Consider the following 24515-nt stretch of genomic DNA (forward strand, 5'->3'; position numbering starts at 1 on the left):
CTTGCGCTTCTGACCGGCTTCCTCCTGGTTGCGCAACGCGCAATGGCCCTTGATCCCCAGCGGATGCTGACGCAGGTTCTGCACCGGAAATGGCAGGTCCAGCAGGGACTCCCCAAACCGAGTGTCGTCGCCATTCGACAAACAAGGGACGGGCGACTCTGGCTGGGCACTCAATCGGGCGTTTACCAGTTTGACGGGGTTCGATTTTCGCCTCCGCCGTTTGCCACGGGGGCGCCGCTCGACACTCTCTGGGTCGAGCAGTTTTGTGAAGATCAGGCGGGACGACTTTGGATCGCGACTCTGGGGCAAGGTCTCATTCAGCTGCACCACGGACTCGCCACAGCCTTCACCGAAGCAGAGGGGCTCCCGTCCCTCAACGTGCAGGCTTTGGCCGCCGATCCGCGAGGAGTTCTTTGGATCGGAACCGATCAGGGTCTGGTCTGCTGGACCGACGGCGAAATTCAGTCTGTCCCGGATCCGGATCAGCTGGTGCCGGAAAATATCACGAGTCTCTGCTCGGCGCCCGATGGAGTCGTCTGGATTGGTGGAGAGAACGGCTCCCTCACCGTATGGAATGGCAAAAAGTTCCTGCGGAAGTCCATTGCGGAGATCCCCTCGTGGTCCACAATTCATTCTCTGCTGTCACATCCCGATGGGCACATGTGGATCGGCACCAACGCCGGACTGTACCGCTCTGGTCCACAGGGAGTTCGCAGGCTGACCCGACGGGATGGCCTTGCCGACGGGGCGGTCGAGTCGTTGGCTCTCGCCAGAACCGGTCAGGTCTGGGTCGGGACCCGCGATGGGGTGAGCCGGGTCAGCGCTGACGAGGTCGAAAGCTTCCGCACGCGCGATGGCCTGACTCAAAGTACGGTCTATGCCGTGTATGAGGACCATGAAGGGAGCCTCTGGGTCGGGACGAAAAACGGACTCAACCAGTTCGTCGACCGCCGCACCATTCCCCTCACGACCAGCGAGGGGCTCCCGTCCGATGAAACGGGTCCCGTCCTGCAGGATTCAACAGGCACCATCTGGATCGGAACGCTTGATCAGGGTCTGGCACGCTTCGACGGACGCCGCTGTCAGACCGTCGCCACGCGAGAGTCAGGCCTTCCCAGCAATCAGATTCGCACTCTCGCAGCGGGGGAAGGAGAGACGCTCTGGGTCGGCACTGATCGGGGACTTTGCCTGCTGCGGTCAGGCCAAGTGGAAAAAACATTCACCCAGAACGAGGGGTTGCCCGATCTGCGTCTGCAGGTCCTGCTGCGTGATCCCCGGGGAACCCTGTGGGCCGGTACAAGGCGGGGACTGGCCCGTCTGCAGGGGAACCAGTTCGAGCGGGAACCAGCCGACTCTCCTCTCGCAGAAGCCTCGGTGCTGGCGCTGTTGCCCCTTGCGGATGGCACCATGTTGATTGCAGTTGAAGGGGAGGGGATTTATCAACTTAGCGCCGATGAAACAGAGCGTCGATGGCCGGATCAGCCCGGACTGCGCAACGTCACCGCCTGGCTCGCCGGTCCGGAAGGGTCGATCTGGCTGGCGACACGCGACAATGGGCTGTTTCTGATCGAGGGGGAACAACTGACCCACTTTACGATTCGTCAGGGGCTGTACGATGATGAAATCTTCGGACTGACCACCGATGATCAGGGACGTCTCTGGATGGCGTGCAGCCGGGGGATTTTTTATGTCGCTCAATCCGCCCTGAAAGAAGTGGCCGCCGGTCGGCAGCAGCAGGTGTCCAGTACTCCGTTCAGTCCACTCGAATCTCTGCGAACCATCGAATGTCAACGGGGTGTGCAGCCGTCCGTGTGGCGGATGCAGGATGGCCGCCTCTGGTTTGCCACGATCTACGGAATTCTGATTCTCGACCCACCCCATCTGCAGCGCAATCTTCCCTTGCCGCGTGTCGAGATCGAGCGCGTGCTGGTCAACGGCCGGCCCGCCGATCCGCGGGGCCCCCTGATCTTGCCCGCAGGCTCTTCCAACCTCGCGATCGGGTACGCAGCCATGAGCTTCGCCTCACCCTCGCGCATCCAGTTCCGTTACCGGCTCGAAGGGTTTGACGAGAAGTGGATCGAGGCGGGATCGCGACGGGACGCGTTCTACACGAACCTGCCGGCAGGCGAATACGCGTTCCACATCAGCGCTGCCAATCCCGAGGCGGACTGGAGTTCGCTGGAAGTCCCGTTGAAAATCACGATCCGTCCGTATTTCTATCAGACTTTCTGGTTTATCAGCCTGTGCTGTGCGGCACTCGCACTGCTGGTCTGGGTGATCCTGAGATTGCGTGTGCTGCAGCTCCAGTCGCGCATGAATGGCATCCTGACAGAAAGAGCACGCATTGCGCGGGATCTCCATGACACGTTGATTCAGGGATTTTCCGGGGTCACCATGCAGATGCAGGCGCTGGCGACTCAGCTGCGAGATCCGGAGGAGCAGCAGACCCTCCACGACGTGATCAGCGATGCCAGCCATTGCCTGCGCGAAGCCCGCCGGACCGTCGCCGGACTACGGCAGGAGCAGGGGAGCCCCACCGGACTCGTGAACGCGCTGGCCCATTCCGCCCGGCACCTGACGGAAACCCGCGCGATGGAACTCGAACTCGACCTCCCCTCCGCCTTGCCCCCGCTCCCCGGGACGGTCGAATACCAGTTGCTGAGAATTGCGCAGGAGGCGATCACCAACGCCGTCAAGCACTCGCAGGCACGTCGACTTCGTCTGGCATTGCAACAGTCCCATGACCACCTACAGCTGTCGATCGAAGACGATGGCTGCGGCTTTGACGGCGATGATGAACTCTTTCGGCTGGCCGGCCACTATGGGCTGATCGGCATGCGGGAAAGGGCTCATCAGATCGGAGCCACCATCCAGATTCAGGGACGCAGGGGAACCGGCACGCTGATACACATCGACTGGCCGCTCGGAGCGACTCTCCCTCATGTGGCCCCACAATTAACGTCCGGTGGCTTGAATCCGGTGGCGGGAGGGAACTCATGAGTGAGCGTGCAGCGGTCATCCGGGTACTGTGCATTGACGACCATCCTCTGGTCAGAAAAGGGATCGCTTCCATTCTGCAGCACGAGGCCGACATGCTGCTGGTCGCTGAAGGAGAAAACGGCGAGCAGGCGGTGGAACTGTTTCGCAGGCACCAGCCGGACGTCACGCTGATGGATCTGCGGATGCCCGGGCTCGATGGCATTGGCGCGACAATTCGCATCCATCAGGAATTCCCCGAGGCCCGGATCATCGCGCTCACCAGCTTTGACGGCGATCAGGATATCTACCGGGCACTGGAAGCGGGTGTGCGGGGCTATCTGCTCAAAGAGACCGTGCACGCGGAAGTGCTCGCCGCTATTCGGGCTGTCTACGCCGGAGGAAAGCGCTTGTCCCAGGACGCCGCCCAGCGTCTGGCCGAGTATTTCCCGCAAGCAGTCCTGACCCCCCGCGAGATCGAAGTCCTGAATTGTGTGGCCCAAGGCCTGAGCAACAAGGATATCGCCGCCCGCCTGGGAACAGCCGACGGCACCATCAAAATTCACGTGCAGAACATTCTCGCCAAGCTCAATGCTGCCGATCGGACGCACGCGGTCACAACGGCCATCAAGCGGGGCATCATTCATCTCTAGTGCAGATGTCCCCGTTCTTGCTGCGCGGAAATGAGCATTTCATCATCAGAAACGCTTTCTGCGCGCGAGCAGAAATGAGCGCTCGCTGGCAGCCCCGGAGAACGCTCGCTCAAGGGTTGGCGTTCGCTGCTTCAAACGAGAAGACCCGCTTCCAGTCAGACTTCATGCTGATCACCACCCAGCCTTTCGTTTCGGCCTCGGTCAGCAGTCCCGGAGGAAATGTGCCAATCCGGGATTCGGGAAGTCCCCGAGCAGGCCCATATGCGTATTCCCTCTGGGCATCATCGTGCAGCACAAGCATCATCAGCCGTGCGCCCACACCAGCCCCCGTGTATTCCAGCATCTGCTGGTCCCCGACAGAGTTTCCAAAGGCAGCCCGCGGTCTGCGACCAATCAGCAGATGGATCCCCTCCGCTTTCCCCGGACCATCATCCTTCAGCAGCAGACGGGGATCCTTGATGAGTTCCGGTTCACCGGCGGCGTTGTAGCGAAATCTCGTCTCGCCCATGGACCCGACGACCTGCTCCGGGGGAATGCCGTACACGAGTTCTGCGTACGCTCGCACAAAGTCCTGTCCTCCCCCCGTCACAATATAGGTCTTGTATCCGTGTTCCCGCAGATACCGGAGCGCTTCCTGCATCGGAAGAAACGTCAGCTCGACATACGGACGCTGCCAGCGGGGATGTCTGGCGGTCGACAACCACAGCTTGACCTCCTCCTGAAACTGATCGACCGTCAACCCCGACAGCGTCAGCGCCAGTAATTGTGCCAGTTCCACTGCGGGGAGCCGGGCAATTGCCTCGTGGTCGCGTCGCTGTACTGCCTGAAACGCCTCCGACTTCGCGAGTTCCGGCCGTTCTTTCACAAGAAAAGGAAGCCGCTCCAGACAGAACATCACCTGTGTATACAGCGGATGCTCGACCCAGAGTGTCCCGTCCTGATCGAAAGTGGCAATCCGCTCACCCACGGGGACGAACTCCGGACTTCCTGCGGTCGTCGTCGCCTTCACAAATCGCAGGATGGCCGACTTGGCTGCCCCCTCATTCCAGGAGGGGAGAGGATCGTTCGCGGGACCTTGAGCGGACGCGGCCGTGACCAGCCCCAGCCAGGCCAGCAACAACCCGATTCCCTGCCACAGTCGGTCGTGATGCATGCTGAAGTCCTGATTGATCGGCTGCGAAAGTTACCCCCTCACGAGGGAACTATGGACTCGCCGGGCCTGAACACGCAACTGTGCCACATCCGTAACGACTCGCCGCGAGTCATCAGTGTTGCCTGTTGACAACAGCCGCAAAGTCTACGCGACCCCTCCAGAACCCTTATCTTTTCGCAAAAACCTGTCGTACGTTGACGATCATTAAAGTTTGGCCACAACCTGTGCAAGAAATCCGACCCCCTGACGACAGAAGGTGTTCAATCTCAGACCGAAAACTGATATGACCCTGACGCTGAACTGTGTCCACACCCTCCGCTGGAACGGAATATGGCCCCCGCGATTCGCCTGGTTTTTGCAATTCACGACCATCAGCCGGTCGGGAACTTTGATGGCGTCTTTGAACAGGCCTATCGCGATGCCTACGAACCGTTCTTCGATGTCGCGGACGAGTTTCCCGAAATTCCGATCACGCTGCACATTTCCGGCAGCCTGCTGGAATGGCTGGAAGCCCACCGTCCCGAGTACCTCGACCGCATTCGGGGCTATGTGCAGGCCGGACGGGTCGAGCTGCTGGGGGGGCCGTTCTTCGAGCCGATCCTCTCTTCCATTCCCGGCCGTGACCGGGTCGGTCAGATTCGTCAGTACACCGAGCATCTGTCGCAACTGTTCGAGACCCGCATCCGGGGCATGTGGGTTCCGGAACGGGTCTGGGAACCGACGTTTGCGAGCGACATCGTCGACGCCGGCATCGAATACACCATCCTCGACGACTCCCATTTCCGCTACGCGGGTCTGTCTGAAGACCGACTGCACGGCTACTACATCACCGAGAACGAAGGTCGACTGCTCAAGATCTTCCCCGACGATGAAACCCTCCGCTACACGATTCCCTGGTCGAAGCCCAAGGAGACAGTCGCCTATCTCCGTAAGCTCGCGGACCTCTATCCCGGCACAGTCGTTTCCTTCGGCGACGATGGAGAAAAGTTCGGCTCCTGGCCCGGCACGCAGGAACATGTGTACGAGAAGGGGTGGCTGCGTGACATGTTCGCGGAGCTCCGAAAGAACTCCGACTGGCTGAAGGTCGTCACGATGGGGCAGGCGGTCGACGAAGTGCCGCCGCAGGGGAAGATCTATCTTCCGAACGCCAGCTATCGTGAGATGACCGAGTGGGCCCTCCCTGCGGAACAGCAAACGGAATATCACGAGCTGGTGACCACGCTGCAGAAGACTGAAGAATGGGAGACCATCAAGCCGTTTCTCCGCGCCGGCTTCTGGCGAAACTTTCTGGTGAAATACCCCGAAAGCAACGAGATGTATTGCCGTTCGCGGGAAGTGAGCGATCGACTCGAGGCACTGCAGACTTCCAGCGGTGCTCGTGAGAAAGCCGACCTGTTTCTGCAGGCCCGCATGGACCTGTACCGGGGCCAGTGCAATTGCCCCTACTGGCATGGAGCATTCGGCGGCTTGTACCTCCCGCACTTGCGCAATGCGATCTACCGGCATCTCATCGCCGCCGACACAGCGGTCGAACAGCTCATGGGTCGCCCCGCGCGCTGGGTCGACATCAGTGCGGAAGACTATAATCTCGATGCGCGGAAGGAAGTCCGGCTCTCCGGAGATCGACTCGTCGCGTATCTGGCCCCCGCGCGGGGGGGACACCTTTACGAGCTGGATGTCCGGGCCAATCAGGTCAACCTGCTCGCCACGTTGAACCGACGCCCCGAACCTTATCACCAGAAGGTGATCGAGGCGGCTGGTGTCACCGAAGAAGTCGATGACGTCGCCTTCAACAAGCACGAAGGGGTTCGTTTCAAGCAGGCCAATCTCGACCGCATGATCGCCTACGACCGCTGGCCACGGAAATCGCTCGTCGACCACTTCCTGCGTCCCGGAACAACACTCGAAGATTTCCGGCACGGCAACGGAGGGATCGGAGATTTCATCCTGGGGGTCTATGAAACCCGCATGCGCCGTTCCGATGATCGTGTCGAAGCGGTGATGTCGCGGGAAGGGCGTCTCGGTGACCACTGGATTCGCGTCGACAAGACCGTGGCGCTGCACGCCGCTGCGGGGAGCCAGCTCGAAATCACTTACCAGCTCAGCCAGCTTCCGCCTGGTGAAGAGATTCATTTCGGGGTGGAGTTCAACTTCGCCGCGATGGCCGCCGGTCAGCGTGACCGCTACTACTACAACAGCCTTGGCTCGCAGATCGGCCCGCTGGAAACGGTCCAGTCACTCCCTCCGGGAATGCGAATCGGCCTTGTGGACGAATGGTTGGGAATCGACGTCTCGCTGGAGCTGACCCAGTCCGCCGAATTCTGGACTTTCCCCATCCAGACGGTCAGTCAGAGCGAAGGGGGATTCGAACTCGTCCATCAGAGTTGTGCCGTCATTCCCCACTGGAAATTTGTGGCCAACGAGATCGGCAAATGGGAAGTCCGACTGCAACTGACCATCGACAGCTCGATGGCCCATGCGCGCCGGCTGGCCGAAATGGCAACCGCGCGCAGCTAGAGCAATCAGTCGATCAAATGCCCTACCGCCGCGCCAGATCGCCCGCTTCCGTCTGCGACTTTTCCAGTACCCGCTCTGCGATTTCACCGAACCGAATCGCAGCGAAGGGGACACCTGTCGCCTCCAGCAACGGCAGCGCTTCATTCCCGGCTGGACAATAGGAGCCTTCCGGCTCCTGTCGCTGCGCAAAGTTCGCAAGATGATCCGCAGTCGCCACCAATGCTGTGAGACGGGCATCATTCGACGCCAGTTGCGGCTGATGGTGATAGCGAATTGCAGAGACGAGACAACCCGGCAGCTGGTTCCGCATTGCCAGCCAGGCCCCCAGTTCCGCATGGGTAATGCCGTAACGATCCTGCTCGCACTCCAGCGGATCAATCCCTTCCTGAAAGCTCAACGTATCCATCTCCTGAAACTCCTCCGGGACCGACACCGCCAGCAGGATTCGTCCGATATCGTGCAGCAGCCCAGCGCTGAATTCTTCACCCTGAAACCCGATCCGCAGCTCGCGATTGAGATTGGCGGCGATCACCGCCGTCAGCCGGCTGTGCTGCCAGAGAATTTCGCGGATCCAGGTCTCCTGCAGTGACAGGTTTTCGACCAGACTCGCCAGACTGGTGGTGATGATGAAGTTTCGACATTGATTCAGGCCGAGCCGCACAGCCGCTTCCGTCAGGCTGACGATCGGCCGCGCGACGGCGTACAGCGAGCTGTTGACCATTCGCAGAATGTCCGTCGCCAGCCGGACGTCACGCTTCAGCAGTTTTGCAAATTCACTGACCCGACAATCGGGATCTTTTGCCAGCTCCAACGCCTCGAGAGCAATCGCCGGCAGCATCTGTACGCTGGGAAGATGTCGACACATCCGGTCCATGAAGCGGGCCGGAATGGTAATCGTTTCAGACCGATTCAATCGGCTTGCAGGGGAGACCATAGCAGTTCCGTCGTGCCTCGGTTGAAGAAACAGGACTCGGTGCTTCCGCCGGGACATCGGCTTCCCGGATAACCGATTGCCGACCGAATCGCGGTTGCTGGTGAATCCGCATTAACTCTAGCCCCTCCGCCGCAACCGCGCCGACGATCCTGACTCGCTTCCCGATTTTTGCAGGGGAGTTGTGCTCGTAATTTCATTGGCGAACCGTGGAAAACACGCAGTTTGCGAGTTCCCCTGCACCCACCGGTACAGTTTCAACCAGCGGAAAATTTCTGTCGCTGACGATCCGACCCTCGCGCCGACTTGAGGCAACCACGCGAATCTGGTGAGATGAATTGTCCGTTTCTGCTCGAGACCGTTTCGAGGCAGCCCTTCCACGCGTCAACGCTGTCACCTCCGATGATCAACACACCATCCATTGCACAGAACAGACTGAGAGGATGTTGGCGGATTCTCCCGTTTGTCTGTGGTGTGCTAATCTCTTGGCAGCGGGTCTGTGCGGATGAATTCACCTATCTCGACGTCCGCAACCGCACCATGGTCACCAATGAGGCACGGCTGCTCGGCTCTGACCGGGGGTTGCAGGTCCTGGAAAAGGCGGATGGACGGCTGGATCTCGTGCCGACCGCCGCGATTGTCAACCGGATCCCGAAAGATGACCCCACGCCCATCACTCCCTCGGAAATGGGAGAACTGCTGAAAGAAAAGTTTGGCCCGGAGCTGGTCCGGCTCGAAATCGACAAGCCATTTGTCGTTGCCATGGTCCTTTCCGCTCCGCTGGAGAAGCCGTCGGAAGCCAAGGCACAGGTCTTTCTGCGGAAGGCCAGCCGCTTCATGAAGAATGTGGACAGCGTCTTTCTGCGTTACGCGCGGACGATGAAATTTCCTCTGAAAGACCCGCTCTATCCGCTCGTGCTGGTCATTTTCGAATCGGACGACGACTTCAACACATACACAGCCGAAGTCACTTCCAACAGGGGACTCTCCGCGACCTCGATTCTTGGATTTTACTCACAGGAATCGAACTGGCTGGCAGTGCGAATGAGTTCGTGCGATTCCTTTGAAGTCCCACTGCACGAAGCGATTCACCTGCAGATGTACAACCGTGTCTTCACCCGGCTCATTCCTGTCCCCAAGTGGTTCGACGAAGGAATCGCTACCGGTTTTGAAGGCAACGGGGAACGGATCGATGTCAATCCGGCCAAGATCAACTCCCGGTATGCCGCGACGGTAATGCAGAAGCGACAGGGGAGTGTCGATTGGCGGACGATTGTCTCTGCGGACGATGCTTTCAACGCCGATATTCTCGCCGGTGATGCTTATACGCTCGCGTGGTGCCTCCACTGGATGCTGGTGACCCAGCACCGGGAGCAGTATCAGCAGTACGTCAAGGAATTGAGCCAGCGGAAGCCGCTCGAATCACTGCAGAATACGGAACGTGTTGAACACTTCGAATCGGTTTTCAACAAAAGTATCGCCGAGATGCAGAAGGCCTTTCCGGGTGTGCTGCAGACACATGTGAAACGTCAAAATATCAACCTGGCGCAGCGTGAAGTGGCCGGGCGAGCCAATCAGCAGCAGGCACTCGGAGAATATGATGTGCAGGCGGTCCGGCTGATGAGTCATGGGGGACTGCTGCAGGTCAATGGCACGCTCAAGAACATTTCTCCACTGCGGGCCATGTCCTTCTACGTGACCGTCGAAACCGAGTCCGGAGTCTATGCGGACTGGCTGTTGCATGACGTCAAACCGGGTGAACGAAAAGCCCTCGTACAACAGATCGCAGCCAAAGTGATCCCGGGCATGTCCGGAGGATCTCCCGAAACATTCCGCGTTCTCGTCCGTTCCGCTCCCGCAGCCAGCGAGATCGCCCAGAAATGGAATCGCGGTCAGGTCCCCGGGCCGCTCACCGGGCGCTAGTAGCAGTCGCCTGCAGCGCAATTCGACGTCCCATGAAAAAAGCGGCTGACACATGCCAGCCGCCTGGGGAGTCCGGTACGGGAGTCGATGTCGCGCGACGATGAGGGAGCTACCTGGCCGTCGGCGGTGATGGCTGATCCTGAGTTCCCGGCCAGCGATCCGTGCGGAAGGGCGAGGCCGGCAGGTAGACGTCGGAATACAGATTCCCCTGAGGATTGTCTGCCCAGTTGTAGCGGACAGCCACCGGCTCGAGCACTTCACTGTTCCAGACTTCCACCTGGTTGTCACCGACAATCTTGGCTTCGGCCCACTTCCATTGCTGATCTTCGCCCGCCACAGCGAAGCCCTTCAGACGCTCGTTATAATAGCTGGTCAGCTTGCCCCCTCCATGCAGATCAAAGGTCACCAGTGCACGAGCTCCGGGGAATTGCACATCGGACACGGTGGGGCCTTTCGCAGCGATGTCCTTGAACCCGTAGACATCATGCAGCACCAGACGGGCGAGGCGCTTCGCCACGTTCAGTTTGTCTTTCGGATGAATGTCCATGGCTGCGCCCAGATCGGTAATGCAGACGGAGCCGACATTCGGAAGTTTTTTGGTGGTCAACTGCTGAGCTTCCCGCAGCTCGGCCCACTGAGAGAGGCCCGGCTCCTGCGAGATGGGACGATAATTCGCCAGTTCCACCTGATAGAAAGGAAAATCTCCCTGACCCCATACCTTCCGCCAGCTGGCGATCACATTGGGCATCACGGTCTGATATTCACGGGCGCGACTGCCGTTGGACTCACCCTGATACCAGATCGCTCCGCGAATGCCGTACGTCTGGATCGGCGCGATCATGCCGTTGTAGAGATTGGCGGGATAGTTCTGGCTCATTCGCGGGGGGCCAGCGAGTCGTGGTTTTGCAGGGAGGGGACGGTTCGCCGCAGTCGCCTTGGCTGAAGCCGCCTCCCACCGCTTGAGCGCCGCCTCGTATTCCTGTTTCGCCACGGCCGGATCATAAGCCGCCGCGCGCTCTTTCCACGACTTGACCTCCGGGCCGTAGACCGGGTCCGCATCAATCGTTTCCTGCGGAGTCCAGGCTTCGGCGGTTGTTCCGCCATAAGCCGACTGAATCAGACCAACGGGGACATTCAGCATCTTGTGCAGGTCGCGACCGAAGAAATAACCTACGGCAGAAAACCCAGCCGCACTTTTCGGGTCACAAACGCGCCACTTTGCATTCACGTCACTCTGGGGCGTTTCTGCTGCCAGCTGCGGAACCTGAAAGAGACGAATCTCCGGCCAACTCGCCGCCCGAGACTCAATATCGCCGTCCAGCCCCCGCGCCAGGGCGAAAGTCATGTTCGACTGGCCGCCGCACAGCCAGACCTCGCCGACCAGCACATCGGTGAAGTCCACCTGATTTTCACCCCTCACCGTCAGCGTAGCCGGTTCCCCCAGAGAGAGAGGGGCGAGGGCCACTTTCCACTTTCCTGCGGCGTCGGCCTTTGTTGACTGCTTCTGGTCACGAAAAGTGACAGTGACCTCTTCGCCCGGCTGGGCGGTCCCCCAGACCGGCACCGACTGCTCCCGTTGCAGGACCATGCCGCTGCCAAAGATTGAAGGGAGTCGCACCTCTGCCTGCAGCAGATTTGGGCTGCAGGCAAGTACGAGTCCACAGAACGCAAACGCTGTCCGTAACCTCATCATGCTGACCTTATCTGGTGACAACTGAATCGGATCATCAAGCTTCGCAAAGCGGGCTCCGGCCGTCACCCGAGCCCATCCTCTGCGTTCGTCCACTCAGTGCGTCAGCTTAAGCAGGGCTTTAAACAGATGCTATCAACCGCCGAGTCCCTGCAGGGGGCTGCGGGAAATTGCGTCCCAGCAACTGAGCCAATTCGCGCATCTGGGTCGCCAGCTGTGCGAACTGTGGCGGCAGCAGCGCCTGCGGTCCATCGCTCATCGCCTTTTCCGGACAGCTGTGAACTTCGATATGCACCCCATCCGCTCCCGCGGCGACGGCTGCCAGCGACATGCTGGGAATCAGGTCCGGCCGGCCGGTGGCATGGCTCGGGTCGACAATCATCGGCAGGTGCGAGAGCCCCTTGGCGTTCGGAACGGCGGCCAGATCAAGCAGATTGCGGGTCGAGGAATCGAAGCTGCGAATCCCCCGTTCACACAGAATCACCTGCTTGTTGCCGTGAGCGAGAATATATTCGGCCGACATCAGCAAATCCTGAACGCTGGCGCTCATCCCCCGCTTCAGCAGCACGGGCTTGTTCGTCTGGCCGACTTCCATCAGCAGATTGAAGTTCTGCATATTGCGGGCACCGATCTGGATCAGATCGGAGTATTGCTCCACCAGGGCGACCTGCCGGGGGTCCATCACTTCCGTCACGACCGGCATCTGGAGCTCATCACCGACCATCCGCAGGATTTTCAGGCCCGTCTCCCCCATGCCTTGGTAGCTGTAGGGACTCGTGCGGGGCTTGAACGCTCCTCCCCGCAACACGTTGGCTCCGGCCGCTTTCACCGCGGTGCCGATCTCCATCAGAATTTCTTCCCCTTCGATGGCGCAGGGACCGGCGATCAGCATCAGATTGCCGCCGCCCACCTGAATCCCGTGTCCGAGGTCGAAAACCGAATCCTGTTCCTGAAACTCGCGACTGGCCAGCTTGAACGGCTTCAGGATGGAAAGCACTTCTTCCACTCCCGGAATGGCACGCAGCGGGGCATTCCGCAGCTGATCTTCTTCGCCGATCACGCCGATGAGCGTCCGTTTGACTCCGCGGCTCAACTCGTGACGGAATCCCATCTCTTCGATCTTCTGAAAGATATGCTGCAGCTGCTCTTCGGTGAAATTTGGCTTCAGGACGATAATCACGACTGACCTTTCAATCGGGGTAAACGCGACTTTGCTCCGGTTCCCCGTGCGAGCAACTGAAGGAGGTTCTGCCAGTCCGCCACGATGCGGAAAGCACCACGTCGTACCCTGACATTCTGCCGGGCACGATTTGAGAAAGCCGCCAGAGAAACAGCTCTTGCGGCTCGAAAGTTCCTGTGGAAGCGGAGATTGTAGCCACCCACGTGTGGGGTTTCGACTACAAAATCTTTCCGGGAGAACTCTGCCCCACCCCCGATCGAAGCAGCTCCGACAATTCGCCTCTGGCCCCCCGCAGAACTCTGGGCCCCCGCAGAATCCGACAGACGGCCGCGGCTGACTCACGGCAAGGGGGAGGGGGGCGAAATGCCTCAGGACCTCGTGGCCACCGCCCACTCAACCTATCCGCACCACTCAACCTTTCCACCCCAGTCCACTCAAAGCACCGCAGCCGGAACCGCTCCACCGCTATCGGACAGGAGCTGTAGTCGGACAAGAAGGGGGGGGTGCCGGGGCCGCTTGGTGTAAGAGGGACGGTCGCACTCCGTCCAGCGCGCAAAAAAACACCCTGGTAGATCCAGCGACGACGTGCAAGGGGCTCGTGGAGAAGCAGGAGAATGCAGAGTGGGTCAGGCTGCAGTCAATGTTCCGTGCATCGTCAGCAATTTGGATCCCCAGGGCATTTGGTTGGGGTCGTGAGAGATGTATGCAGAGCACATGCCAAAAAAACAGTGCCGAATCCGATTTCACTCAAGTTGACTCCATAAATCTTTTTGTAAAAAGGAGATCAAACTGTGAAAATAGATTGAAGTCCCGGATTAGCCGACGTATCGTAGGCCCAATCGGCGACGATTTCGGCGCCGAAACAGGTTCAAATCGGCGCTGAAACAGGCTCGCTCGTGTTCCAAAAATGGTCGATCACGGCACTCGCAACCTTCGCAGTCCTCTACGGACTCGTCGTACTCTGGTTCGTCCCGACGCAGTTGACGCTCCCACTCGGAGCTCTCCTCGTCAACAACGATCGCTCCCCGAGCCCGGGGGTCGAGATCTCCGACGTCCGCAGTTTGAAAGGGTGCCTCGGTCCCACTCCCGGAGTCGGCGACCACATTATCAGTGCTGCCGGACGGCCGATTCGGAACTTCACCGACTGGTCGGAACTTCACTACCAGTTGCGGAACTGGAAGATCGACCCTGCCGCGCAGATTGAGGCGGGCCAGGATCCTTCCGAAAAGAATCCCGCGACCCAGCTTCCTGTCGTCCAGAAGCCGGACCAGACCCGGTACGTCCAAGTTTGGTTTCTGCGTCCGGGTGAGCAGATTCCACACGTCAGCTGGATTCAACTGGTCGAGCAGCCGACTTTCGGTGTTTCCATCACACTTCTCTGGTTCGTCCTCCAGCTCTGCGTCGTCGCAGTCGTGGGCGTGGCCTATTGGAATCGGCCCTTTGACCAGCCGCTGCGGACGTTCTTTGCCCTTTCCTCGGTGACCATGATCGCCTTTGTCGGCGGCAGCCACTGGTGGATCGTTGCCTCCTGCCCGCAGCTGATCCTTCCGTTCGTCATCAGCAGCATCATGTTGCCGGCGGTGCTGCTGCACTTTTTTGTCGTTTACCCCTATCCCAGCCCGGTTTACCAGTGGTCCCGATCGCTGAGCCTGGCGGTGATCTACATTCCGGCTGCCCTGGCTGCAACGGTCGTCGGCAGCCTGATTCTCCTGGCTTCGTTCCTGAGCAGTGACTCTGGCCCCGGTCCCTTTGCGATGACTCTCGACCGGTTGGCGGGAGAGTTTGTCTGCAGATTACTCCCCCTCTTACGACAGGTGGTCTTCTGCATCTTCGCCATGGCGCTGCTTTACTTTGGCGCCTCGCTGCTGGTCATCTACCGCAGCATGCGGGGGGCCCGCAATCCGCTGGAACGAAACCAGGTCCGCTCCATCTTTCTGGCGGCGATCTTCGCCACCATTCCGATCGGTTACACCATTTACCTCGCCTTTGCTGACCGAGTCGGTTTTGCTCTCGGGTCGGCCCGGTTGCCGATGTTTCTTGCCAGCCTGGGATTCATGCTGGCATATGCCATCGGCATCGCCCGCTACAAGCTGATGCTGATCGATCAGGTCGTTACCCGCGGAGTCTGGTACTACAGTGCCAGCGCGGGGCTCGCGGTGATCTTTGCTTCGCTGATCGCCGTCGGGGCTATGAATGCGATGACACAGGACCTGTCCCTGTTCGGTCGCAGCGTTCCACTCATCCTCGTGCTGGTGACGTCGGTGCTGGTCCTGATCTGGGGACGCGACGCCATTCAGCGCGTGCTCGACCGACACTTCTTCAGCGAGAAGTATCAGCTCGACAAAGCCTTGCAACGGATGAACCGCGTGATCTCCAATGTTGTGGAGCCGGAAGCGATCTCCGACAGTCTGCTCAACTCCTGCCAGGAAGTGCTGCACGTCGATCAGGCAGCACTTTACCTCCGCAAGAAGAACGGCTTTGAATTCCGGATGTCGACGGCCGCCGGCCGCGCCCGCTTCCCGCTGCAGATTGTGCTGGATCCGGACGCGTTTGAACTGCTCAGCGAAGAGTCGGTCGTTCAGCGGTTCATGCATGGGCACGCCGCTGCCCAGAGCCTCCTGCGGCAACTGCATGCCGAAGTGGTCCACGGACTTGAAATGCAGGGACATCTGAGCGGTCTGCTCGTGCTGGGCCCCAAACCGAACCATTCTCCGTTCTCGGCAGAAGACCTGGCCTTCGCGAGCGCCCTCGCACGGACGACTGCGGTCGCCTTGCATTGCGCGACAGTCCAGCAGGATGTGGCCCGACTGAATCAGGACCTGCAGCTGAAGATCGATAAAATCGATGACCAGCAGCGACAACTGGCGGCTCTGCACAACGAACTCTCAACTCTTTCCAAGCTGCCCGGAACGACACCCTCGAACGACGAGTTTCATCGGGGTGAGATCAAGGGACATAGCCCGGCCATCACACACGTGCTCGGAACCATTCGCAAGGTGGCCGGCAGCACCTCGTCCGTGCTGATTCGCGGAGAAAGCGGCACCGGTAAGGAGCTCTTGGCCAAGGCGATCCATGAGAACAGCACCCGCAGCCACAAGCCGTTGATCAGCGTGCACTGTGCCGCGTTGTCTCCCACCCTGCTGGAAAGCGAGCTGTTCGGCCATGTCAAAGGAGCGTTCACCGATGCCCGACAGGACAAGATCGGGCGGTTCCAGATGGCCGATGGGGGAACGCTGTTCCTCGACGAAATCGGGGACATTTCCCTCGATGTGCAGGTCAAATTGCTGCGGGTGCTCCAGGAACGGATGTTTGAACCGGTCGGCAGTGGAACACCCGTCGCGGTCGATGTGCGGATCGTGGCAGCGACGCACCGGAATCTGGAACAACTGATCGCTGAAGGTCTGTTCCGGGAGGATTTGTTCTACCGGTTAAATGTAATCTCCGTCACGTTGCCGCCGCTGCGGGAGCGACGCGAGGACATTTACGAACTGACGCTGCACCTGTTGCGTCGATCCTCGGAAAAGTGCGGAAAGAATGTGCTGAGGATTGACGATACCGCACTGAAGGCGCTGCAGGATTACCATTGGCCCGGCAACATCCGCGAGCTGCAGAATGTGATTGAACGGGCGGTCGTGATGGCTGAAGAAGAGACCATGCGACTGGCCGATCTCCCCGTCGAAATCCGTCATCCACAGCTGTCTGTTTCACAGCCCATGCCCTCCGACAACCTGCGACCGGCAATCTATGAAATGCCGGGCGCGCGATCGACGCAAATTGCTCTTCGTCGCAAGACGATTTCGGCCGGCAGTGATGAGAAGGCGATGCTCGAATCGGCACTCGCCAGCTGTCAGGGAAACAAAGCGGAAGCAGCACGCTTACTGGGGATTCCGCGCAGCACCTTCTTCAGCAAGTTGAAGAAGCACGGACTCGGATAACGCTGCCTCAAAACCGAAAGCACGCCTGTGTGAGCACGCACCGGCAGGTGCCTGATCCCGTGCCTGATCCCTGGTTGGATGCGTTCTGCCTCCCCAGTCCGCAAAGCCGCCTGAAGTCGCTGGTCTTTCCAGTGGCAGAGAAATCTCCACACGCGGGCTCGTTCAACAGAAAAACGGCCACCAGGTGTTGCTCCCGATGGCCGTGGTGAACCGCGTCGCAGAGTCAGTCGCGTCACTCAATAATAATGTCGCGAACTGTTCCGCCACCGGGAATCATCGGCAACACGTGCTCCTGATAAGGACAGATCACGTCCAGCAGGTACGGGCCATCGTGTGCGAGCATCTCGGCAAGAGCCTCTGGGAACTGGGCCTTGCTACGAACCTGTCGAGCCTTGAGTCCAAAGCTCTCCGCCAGCTTGACGAAGTTGGGATAAGTCTCTTCGTAGTGGGCTCCGCTCCCTTCACCCAGAGCTTCCGGATGATCGACCGGCCCCAGATAGGTGTGAGCTCGGCTCCCCTGCATGAAGCGGTCTTCCCATTGCACCACCATCCCCAGATGCTGGTTGTTCAGCAGCAGAATCTTCACCGGCAGCTTTTCACAATGCAGCGTTGCCAGCTCCTGAATATTCATCAGCACGGAACCGTCGCCGTCGATATCGACGACCAGCGAATCGGGGTGGGCGGCCTGCACACCCATGGCTGCCGGCAGACCAAAGCCCATCGTCCCCAATCCGGAGCTGGAGAGCCAGTGGCGGGCCTTGCGGAACTTGTAGAACTGGGCAGCAAACATCTGGTGCTGGCCGACTCCCACTGCAATGTACGGATCGCGGTCGATGGTCTGTCGCCACAACTCTTCGATCGCGTATTGCGGCACGATGAAGTCGCCCGCTTCCTTATAACGGAGCGGATAACGTTCTTTCCATTCATTGATCTGGGCCCACCAGGCGGCGGTGTCCGGAACGTCGTCTTTGGTGAACTCTTCGTTCAGCCGCTCGAGGAAGACCTTCACATCCGCGATGATCGGAATGTGAGCTTCCTTATTTTTGTGCATCTCAGACGGATCGATGTCGACGTGCACAATCTTTCCGTGCTTCGCAAACTCTTCCAGCTTGCCGGTCACGCGGTCATCGAACCGCACGCCGACAGCCAGCAGCAGGTCGGCTTCGTTGATGGCGTAATTCGCGTAGACGGTTCCATGCATCCCCAGCATGTGCAGCGACTGCGGATCATCGCCGGGGAAGGCCCCCAAACCCATCGCGGTCATCGTGACCGGGATGTTGGACGCATGCGCGAACTTGGTCACCTCTTCCGAAGCATGGGCCGTGATACAGCCGCCGCCCACGTACAGAATCGGCCGCTTCGAGCGGCGAATGGCGGCGATCACCTGACGGATTTGTTCATCGGCCACCTTACGACGTTCCGGATGATAGCCCGGCAGATACATCGGTGGATCGAAATCGATCGGCTGATCGGTGGTCGCGAGCTGAATATTCTTCGGGAAGTCGATCAGCACCGGGCCGGGGCGACCGGTCTTGGCCACGAAATAGGCTTCTTTCACAATTCGCGGAATACTCCGCAGCGCTTCCTGCACGGAATCCGGATCATCGGGATCGGCTGCCGTGATCAGGTAGTGATGCTTGGTCACAGCGCGGCAGACCTCCACGATGGGAGTTTCCTGAAACGCATCGCTGCCGATGACCTTCTGGGAGACCTGTCCCGTCACGGCGATCAGGGGAATGCTGTCCATTTTGGCGTCCGCGATCGCGGTAACCAGGTTGGTTGCCCCCGGTCCGCTGGTGGCCATACAGACGCCGATTTCATCCGAGGTGCGAGAGACACCCTGTGCGGCAAATCCTCCTCCCTGTTCGTGGCGGGGGAGAATGGTGCGGATGCGGTCACGGTTCTTGCGCAAGGCCTGGTGCAGCGGCATGCTTGCCCCGCCCGGATACGCGAATACGAATCGCGATCCCTGCCGAATCAGTGACTCCACGAGGATTTCCGATCCCGAAAGGATCTGCTTTTCAGTTTTCGCTTCCAGTGCTTTCGACACAGCGAGGCCTTTTATTTCATCAACATGAAGAGAGACCGTCCCCGTGCTCGGGAACGATGCCGAGCGGAGATTGTAACCAACTCAATGTCTCCCGACGAGAAAAACAGGGATGAGGTTCGCCAAAATCGCTCGTCCTGCCCGCTGTAACGGATTGGCAAGGAATAGGGGAGATCCCGGTTGGGACAATTTGATTTGAGATTGCCACGTTCCTGGCCAGTGAAAACACGCGGTGAGCCCGGGGACGCAGCCAACCATCACTCATCACCAATGTGTGTAGTTAGATGAGGCCGCCGCCAAGGAATCATGACCCTGTCGCACCCCAGAATCACAAAAAAAATGTCAGATCGAGGACAAAACAGACCCAGCGGCATCCATGAAAAACATAACCTCAATACAGAATTACATTTACAACCACTTAAACCCCACGTGGCGATGAATTCGACAACTTGGCGACAATTCGGCACAATCTGACAGTGAGATTCAATCTCACTAAGCCGACGCCAGCCAGCCCCCGCCAGCCAATCGATCGGCCCTCCAACTCAAGCGGTCAGCTTCTTTCACGGGCCAAAGGGAAAGGCGATTTCATGTCACGCAGCATGGGCCGGCGCGGTTTTACCCTCATTGAACTTCTTGTCGTCATTGCCATTATCGCAGTCCTCATCGCGCTGCTCCTCCCTGCGGTGCAGCAGGCACGTGAAGCCGCGCGACGCAGCCAATGCAAAAACAACCTCAAGCAGTTGGGGTTGGCACTTCACAACTATCTCGACACCCATCGCTGCTTCCCCCCCAACGGCGTGAGCAACGCCAGCGGCACGCAGACCTGGTCCGCGCAGGCCTTCATCCTTCCCTATCTCGATGGGGGAGCGATTTATAATCTCATCGACTTCAACGTCGGTTACGGGAAGGGGAAGAACGCCGATAACAAAATCGCGACGATGCGGATTCCCGTGCTCATCTGCCCGTCTGATTACAACGACCGTCAGCGGGTCACCTCGGCCGGAGTTCCCGAACACTACCCGCTCAGCTACGGGGTTGGTCGCGGCATCTACGAGACCCATAACCCGGCAGCAAATTTCGATGGCGGTGCCGCCTTTGCTTACGATGGGGTGACCCGTGATCGTGACTTCACGGACGGCATGAGCAACACGCTGGGCATGTCGGAGGTCAAATGCTTCACCCCTCGCTTCCACGACAGCTGCGTGATTCCGACTTCAACTCCCGCCAGCGTCGCAGCCCTGACAGCAGGTCTCCCCACTACGGCCGACTCCACATGGAGTCCAGAAAACGGCCACACCGAATGGGTCTCCGGGAACACCATTCACACCGGCTTTACCACCACCTTCACCCCGAACACAAAAGTCATGCATACTGTCGGCATGCCTTACGACATCTCTGTTTCCAGCAAGCGGGAAGCAGCCAGTGCCTGCAGCACCTCGGCCACGTACGCGGCGGTGACATCCCGCAGTTACCACGTCGGAACCGTGAACAGCATGCTGATGGACGGTTCTGTACGAACCGTTTCAGAGAACATCAATCTGCAGACGTGGAGAAACCTCGGCCAGCGGGCTGACGGAAATCAGGTCGGTGAATTCTGAGATTGGTTGATTGAAGATCAGCTGAGAATCGGATTGCCGCCGTGGCTGCGAACCGCAGCAAACGTCCGCGGGAACGTTGAGTGTTCACTCAACGTTCCTTTTTTATGACCTGAGATCTTCCGCTCCTACGACGAGTCCACCGACGCCAAATGTGGCGGGGACCGGCAGGTTCAGAGCGGGCATGCGTCCGCATGCCAATCGCCAACAGGGTGAGTGGGCTCTTCAATCCCCTGCGAACACAACGCACAGGATCGACGCGCACTCCGCAGCCTGGTCTCCATCAAACGGGCTCTCCCAAGCGCCCCAACGAAAAACAGCCGCCCCAACGGGAGCGGCTGCGAAGACAGCTGAACGGGATCAGGCTGCCCGGGTTTCCTGACGGTTGGAACCTGGGCCCCCACGCGGCGGGTAGCCGTACTCGCGGAGCTTTCCGGAGAGGGTCCGGATGCCGATGCTCAAGGCCTTGGCGGTCAATTCGCGGTTTCCACCGAAACGATTGAAGGTTGCCTCGATCAGTTTGCGTTCCATTTCCCGCAAGGTCAGGCCCGGAAGTTCTGTCGCTTCTTCCTGCTCCAGCCACGGCTCAAGTTCTTCGGCCGAGATGACCGGGCTGGGTGCCAGTGAGCAGCAGCGGGCGATGACGTTTTCCAGTTCGCGAGCGTTGCCGGGCCAGCGATGGTTCAGCAACCGGGTCAGAGCTTCGTCCGACAATCGGCGAATCGGCTGACCTTCCCGGACCGAGCACTGCTGGAGGAAGTGTTCTGCCAGCACCGGCAGGTCTTCCATCCGTTCCCGCAGTGGCTGCACCGAGATGGTGTTCCGATCGAGAATCGCGAGCAGCTGCCGGGAGAATTTCTCTTCCTTGCACAGCTGGTGCAGATTGGCTGAGGATGTCGCAATCAGGCGGGCCCGCAGCGGAACGAAGTTTCCGTTATGGACGAACGCGTTGTTGAGAATGATTTCTGCCAGCTGGTTCTGCTGCTGAAGAGTCAGGGCTTCGATTTCCTCGAAGACCAGAGTTCCTTCGGCGGCAGCTGCCAAGCGACCCTCATTGTGATCATCACCGAACAGCTCACGTTCGACGACGGTCGAGGTCAGCAGGCTGCAGCGAATGGTCAGCAGGGCCTGGCCCGGACCGGAGCGGGTCAGGTGAATGGCGCGGGCAACTTCGCTTTTGCCGCAGCCCGCTTCTCCACAGACGAGCACCGGTTGTTCGTGTTCGGCGGCCGCGTGAATCTGTGACCGCAGTTGGCGGGTTGATTCGCTGACACCGACGAGGCCGTCAAACATCCGGCCTTCCAGCTTCTGGCGAAGCTGAATGTTTTCGAGAATCAGACCGGCCCGACCCACGGCGGAAAACAGGGCCCGTCCAATTCGTTCCGGCGTGAGTGGCGGATCGACCACATCACAGGAGACTGTGCGGGGGGCCACCATTCGTTGCCCGATCGAGGGCAGCAGAATGAACTGCGTCGGTCGATCAGCGCGGCGGACTTCCGCATCGAGTGCTTCCAGAGCGGGGATTGAATCGGGTTCGTCAATGACCGCAGCCGCAATGATGTCGTTGAGGATCAGGACCCGAAGTTCCTGCAGTGTGGCCACCGAGACAGATTCGTATCCGGCGCGGCGGATGGCCAGCTCCAGATGCTGTCTCGAGGCTTCACTTTTCGCACAGGCGACAACTTTGCCCTGTGGCCGGATCGTGGCTGGTGATAGTGCGGACATGAGTTTCCTGCCGTCGCTGCGACAGACGGTCTCCGCTTCGGCAACCATGAGAGATGGATTGCCTACGGACACTGCTGCTGCAGCGTGTGGTGAGGTGAGAGGAAATGTGATGTGGGGAAGGAGTAGAGAGGAGAGCGGGTTGATATCTCCGACCGGCAAAAAGTGTCAAGCGGTGTTCACAGCTTTTTGAACAAAGTTCAGAGCCGGCTGGTAATTTATTCAAGAACCAGAACCGGATTGCCGCAACCACCGGAAGACTGGGAAAGTCTGAGAAGACCGGCGAGGCATTTTGCAGGTGAACAGGGCCATCAGCAGTGATGACCGAAAAGCGAAGCAACAGATCGGCGCGAAAGCAAAGCCGATGCCAGCGGACGCGAAAGGGCCTCTTGCTGGGCCACTTTCAGCAGCTGACGGTCATCCCGTCAAAGGCCACTTCCACATGCGGAAACAAGGCCCGCATTCCGGTCAGGCCCACCGGGTCATCGACTGTATTATAGGGGTCGAGATGGGTCACAATCAGCCGACCGACCTGTGCCGCGGCCGCGACCCGGGCCACTTGCGACGAACAGCTGTGACCGGTCCGCTCTGCCAGTTCTTCCCGGCCATCTTCGAAATAACACTCGTGGATCAGCAGATCGACCCCCCGAATGAAGTCGAGATAGGAGCCGTCTGAAGAGGTGTCGGTCACATAGGCCAGTGAGGCAACGCCCCCGCCTGGACGAGGCTGTTCGACCCGGTAGGCCATCGAGCCTCCCGGATGTCCCGCCAGCGATTGCCAGCGAATCACGGCTCCCCCGGCCAGAGTCGATTCCCCCTGATCGGCGATGACCTGGCTGTCAAAGCAGGGATCGACAGGGAAAATCCGCGGGGCATACAGATGTTTGCGGACTGCTTCCAGCGTCTCGGCTGTGGCGTACACCGTGACGCGGTCCCAAAGACGGTTGATCATGGGGACCAGCAGAAATGTCAGCCCCATAATGTGATCAAGATGGGCATGCGTCAGAAACAGATCCAGTTCGCGGGTTCTGGTCCGCCGGGGAAGACGGAACGACGACGAACCGGCATCCAGCACCAGTCCCAGTTCCGGCAGAAGCAGACAGGCGGTGTGTCGCTTTTCAGAAGGGTGATACCCGCCGGTCCCCAGCAGTTCAATCTGCATTGCTGCACAACCTTAAACACGCCATTTCATAAGAGCGACTTCATCGAGCAGTCCGCTCCGATGTCACGCGGGCCCGTCCCACTTTCTACCAAATACGAGGGGAATCGAATACACGAAAGGGGAGGGGGGACGCCGCGGGTGGCCTGCAATCACGCTCCCCTCGCAAAGTGAGGGAGGGAGGTTCTTCAGTTGGAGAACGGCTTCAACCGAATCGGTAGGGGCGATCCCGCGGAAACGGGCAGCGGACGCCGCAAGACAAGGAAAGAGGAGAGAAGTCGCGGGCCACTTGCACACCCTGTGGAAATCAGGCCACGGCAAATCGGGGCGGGGCGGAGAGCCAGTCCCTCAGGCGACCGACTCCTCACGGGGCGGCGTCTGCTCCACATTCATGTTCCGCTGGAACTTCTCCACCAGCGGTTTGACGATCCAGTACGAAGGAACACCGAGAATCAGCCCGACCACAGTCGTCCCCAGAAGCAGGGGAATCCCGATGTCGTAGATGATCTCATTGGCGATGGTCCACCACTCGTGCAGACTCTCAGCCTTGATGAGACGAGCGAACTCTTCCTCGTTGACCTCGGCTGTCGTGAACAGCCGACCGACCTGATAGCACATCCAGTACAGGGGGACGATGGTAAACGGGTTACTGATGTAAGTTCCTGCGATGGCCGCCAGACGGTTCATCCGCATTTTGCCGCGCATGAACAGAGAGCAGAGCATGACCAGGGCGATCTGCAGGCCGACGGTCGGCGTGGTCCCGATAAACAATCCGACCGCCACCCCTAATGCGATTGCATGGGGCGTGTCGTCGATCAGCATGACCGTTCGCAGCCAGGCCCGCGGGCTGAGTTCTGCGAGCAGTCGCTCTTTCAGGGACGGTTTCTTCTGCATAGAGCAAATTGCTCGTTCCATCACCCGCCAAGCGGGGAAACAACCGACTCGACTACGAAATCTGTTCCGCAAAAGGAATTGACGTGCAACTCCGGTGCCCCCGTTTAACGATCGGCATCGTTCTCTCCGGCACACCGTGG

General features: G+C 59.4%; 14 protein-coding genes. 6 read left to right on the forward strand and 8 right to left on the reverse strand.

The features are described 5' to 3' along the window. Window positions 1–42 precede the first annotated feature (42 nt). Both SH664x_RS12760 and SH664x_RS12765 read left to right on the forward strand, forming a co-directional pair. On the forward strand, window positions 43–3000 hold the full coding sequence (locus SH664x_RS12760) for a sensor histidine kinase (RefSeq protein WP_437201475.1): 2958 nt from the start codon (window positions 43–45) through the stop codon (window positions 2998–3000). Beyond that, the gene (locus SH664x_RS12765; protein ID WP_437201477.1) at window positions 2997–3629 is read left to right on the forward strand and encodes a response regulator; all 633 of its coding nucleotides are present in this window, start codon (window positions 2997–2999) and stop codon (window positions 3627–3629) included. The genes SH664x_RS12760 and SH664x_RS12765 overlap by 4 nt, the downstream gene beginning before the upstream one ends. Before the next feature lie 109 nt (window positions 3630–3738). On the opposite strand, the gene SH664x_RS12770 is transcribed toward SH664x_RS12765, so the two are convergent. Beyond that, entirely contained in the window at window positions 3739–4782 is a 1044-nt protein-coding gene (locus tag SH664x_RS12770) for an HAD family hydrolase (protein WP_437201479.1), read from the reverse strand. A 330-nt stretch (window positions 4783–5112) separates the two neighbouring features. Here SH664x_RS12770 and SH664x_RS12775 point away from each other — a divergent pair, with 330 nt between their 5' ends. Continuing rightward, window positions 5113–7299: an alpha-amylase/4-alpha-glucanotransferase domain-containing protein gene (locus SH664x_RS12775; protein ID WP_437201481.1), complete on the forward strand. Its 2187-nt coding sequence runs from the start codon at window positions 5113–5115 to the stop codon at window positions 7297–7299. A 22-nt stretch (window positions 7300–7321) separates the two neighbouring features. Here the strand turns inward: SH664x_RS12775 and SH664x_RS12780 are convergent, their stop codons facing one another. Further along, on the reverse strand, window positions 7322–8233 hold the full coding sequence (locus tag SH664x_RS12780; RefSeq protein ID WP_437201482.1) for an HDOD domain-containing protein: 912 nt from the start codon (window positions 8231–8233) through the stop codon (window positions 7322–7324). A 471-nt stretch (window positions 8234–8704) separates the two neighbouring features. Here SH664x_RS12780 and SH664x_RS12785 point away from each other — a divergent pair, with 471 nt between their 5' ends. After that, window positions 8705–10153 carry a DUF1570 domain-containing protein gene (locus tag SH664x_RS12785; RefSeq protein WP_437201484.1) on the forward strand — a complete coding sequence of 483 codons (1449 nt, stop codon included), beginning with the start codon at window positions 8705–8707 and terminating at the stop codon, window positions 10151–10153. A 109-nt stretch (window positions 10154–10262) separates the two neighbouring features. Here the strand turns inward: SH664x_RS12785 and SH664x_RS12790 are convergent, their stop codons facing one another. After that, complete coding sequence (locus SH664x_RS12790) at window positions 10263–11846, reverse strand: sialate O-acetylesterase (RefSeq protein WP_437201486.1); 1584 nt, start codon at window positions 11844–11846, stop codon at window positions 10263–10265. Between the two features lie 118 nt (window positions 11847–11964). Then, the gene (gene aroF / locus SH664x_RS12795) at window positions 11965–13023 is read right to left on the reverse strand and encodes a 3-deoxy-7-phosphoheptulonate synthase (RefSeq protein ID WP_437201488.1); all 1059 of its coding nucleotides are present in this window, start codon (window positions 13021–13023) and stop codon (window positions 11965–11967) included. An 896-nt stretch (window positions 13024–13919) separates the two neighbouring features. Here aroF and SH664x_RS12800 point away from each other — a divergent pair. Then, window positions 13920–16958 carry a sigma 54-interacting transcriptional regulator gene (locus SH664x_RS12800; RefSeq protein WP_437201489.1) on the forward strand — a complete coding sequence of 1013 codons (3039 nt, stop codon included), beginning with the start codon at window positions 13920–13922 and terminating at the stop codon, window positions 16956–16958. Between the two features lie 232 nt (window positions 16959–17190). Here the strand turns inward: SH664x_RS12800 and ilvB are convergent, their stop codons facing one another. After that, window positions 17191–19008: a biosynthetic-type acetolactate synthase large subunit gene (gene ilvB, locus SH664x_RS12805; RefSeq protein WP_437201491.1), complete on the reverse strand. Its 1818-nt coding sequence runs from the start codon at window positions 19006–19008 to the stop codon at window positions 17191–17193. 584 nt (window positions 19009–19592) lie between these two features. On the opposite strand from ilvB, the gene SH664x_RS12810 reads away from it, so the two are divergent. Continuing rightward, a complete protein-coding gene (locus SH664x_RS12810; protein ID WP_437201493.1) occupies window positions 19593–20603 on the forward strand; it encodes a DUF1559 family PulG-like putative transporter in 1011 nt (336 codons plus the stop codon). 357 nt (window positions 20604–20960) lie between these two features. Here the strand turns inward: SH664x_RS12810 and SH664x_RS12815 are convergent, their stop codons facing one another. The 3 genes from SH664x_RS12815 to SH664x_RS12825 all read right to left on the reverse strand — a co-directional run bounded on the left by SH664x_RS12815 (window position 20961) and on the right by SH664x_RS12825 (window position 24375). After that, a complete protein-coding gene (locus SH664x_RS12815; protein WP_437201495.1) occupies window positions 20961–22325 on the reverse strand; it encodes a sigma-54-dependent transcriptional regulator in 1365 nt (454 codons plus the stop codon). 400 nt (window positions 22326–22725) lie between these two features. Then, window positions 22726–23484 (reverse strand): MBL fold metallo-hydrolase, encoded by a 759-nt coding sequence (locus SH664x_RS12820; protein ID WP_437201497.1) that lies wholly within the window; start codon window positions 23482–23484, stop codon window positions 22726–22728. 345 nt (window positions 23485–23829) lie between these two features. After that, entirely contained in the window at window positions 23830–24375 is a 546-nt protein-coding gene (locus tag SH664x_RS12825) for a DUF2062 domain-containing protein (RefSeq protein ID WP_437201499.1), read from the reverse strand. Window positions 24376–24515 lie beyond the last annotated feature (140 nt).

This window comes from Planctomicrobium aquicomposti, assembly GCF_051466325.1.
Taxonomy (GTDB): domain Bacteria; phylum Planctomycetota; class Planctomycetia; order Planctomycetales; family Planctomycetaceae; genus Planctomicrobium.